This window comes from Halorubrum sp. Atlit-26R, from assembly GCF_003666015.1.
Taxonomy (GTDB): domain Archaea; phylum Halobacteriota; class Halobacteria; order Halobacteriales; family Haloferacaceae; genus Halorubrum.
Genome location: NZ_QPLT01000081.1, coordinates 1 through 1,144, shown reverse-complemented (window position 1 = coordinate 1,144; position 1,144 = coordinate 1). Strand labels below are relative to the sequence as shown.

Here is a 1,144-nt window from a genome sequence, read left to right as displayed (position 1 = left end):
CAGTAGCTAAAAGTCACAGCGGGGAAAGGTGGCGCGACCGTGTTTGAACGGTAGTTGCCTTGTCTTGCCACCGGTTGAGGGGAGCTTCAGGATTAACACCGAGGTCACGTATCTCCTCGTCGGTCGGAGACCGCCCGCCATCGCCAACTACCGCCTCAATAACGTCAATTCCGAAGTCGGATCGGTCAGCGATAGGGAGCTTTTCATCGTCGCCGTTGGTCATATCTACTACCTTTCAACCGAATTTGAAAAGCGCCGTGTTTACGGCGCGGCAGCCGCCGTGTCGCCAGCCTCTGGATCGAACGGGAGGTTGATCAAGAGTTCGTCGAACCAGACGACCGGGCGCTTACTCTGGCCGTCTTCCTCGAAGAAGATGATGCCCAACTGGGCGAGGCGGCTGAGTTCCTCATGGACGTTCTTCACGTCCCGGTCAACGACCCGTGCAGTTTCGTTGATGCTGGCTGGCTCTTCCCGGCAGATGGCTTCGATGAGATCGAGGACGCGCGGCGTCAGCGTCTCCATAAGATCGTCGTAACTGGTGAACGAGAGCGTCGGTGTGGAATCCACCGCGTCGCCCCGTTCGAGCGCCTCGATTCCGTCGGTGACGTCGTCGTGGAACTCACTAGACGACTTCACGGTCACGACGAGGGTTGATTCGGCCCGAAGCTGTTCGCGCTCCATCGGGTGCAACGGCGGCGTGGTATCGTTCATGGGTATCACCGTGGTGTGATGGCCTCACTTGACCTCAAACTCGGATTTTGGGATCTCGCTCCAGAACCGTTCCCAGAGTTCGACCATTCCGGGGAACTTGATGATGTCTGGGTTGGGGTCCGGTGCGACGTGCAGTTCGTGCCCTTTGGTGTCCTCGTGCGAGTTGTCGTACCGACGAATCGTCCCATCGTCAAGCGTGCGGGGCGGGTCGGACTCCGTCGCGCCGTAGTGGAGCTTTTAGGCCCACCCAGACGGGTACGCGTCACGTCACGATCTGTCCGCATGCAGAACACGCGGACTATAGTCCCGTCGGGGTACTTTCGCCCCTCGCTCACTCCATCGAGGTCGTCGCCGGTCAATGAGGCCATCCTCGGCTATTGGTACACAGGCCAATAAAATAAGTCTATTGGTCTGGGGAACAATAGCAGTCGTC

At 58.7% G+C, this 1,144-nt stretch carries 2 protein-coding genes and 1 pseudogene; all 3 read right to left on the bottom strand.

What is annotated here, in order from left to right:
- Window positions 1-13: 13 nt before the first annotated feature.
- Window positions 14-223 (bottom strand): hypothetical protein, encoded by a 210-nt coding sequence (locus tag DVK07_RS22440; protein WP_147441238.1) that lies wholly within the window; start codon window positions 221-223, stop codon window positions 14-16.
- A gap of 38 nt (window positions 224-261) precedes the next feature.
- Window positions 262-711: a hypothetical protein gene (locus tag DVK07_RS19380; protein ID WP_233565530.1), complete on the bottom strand. Its 450-nt coding sequence runs from the start codon at window positions 709-711 to the stop codon at window positions 262-264.
- Window positions 712-735: 24 nt separating this feature from the next.
- Window positions 736-1,079 (bottom strand): annotated as a pseudogene (locus DVK07_RS23835) (DUF6516 family protein).
- Between the last annotated feature and the right edge of the window lie 65 nt (window positions 1,080-1,144).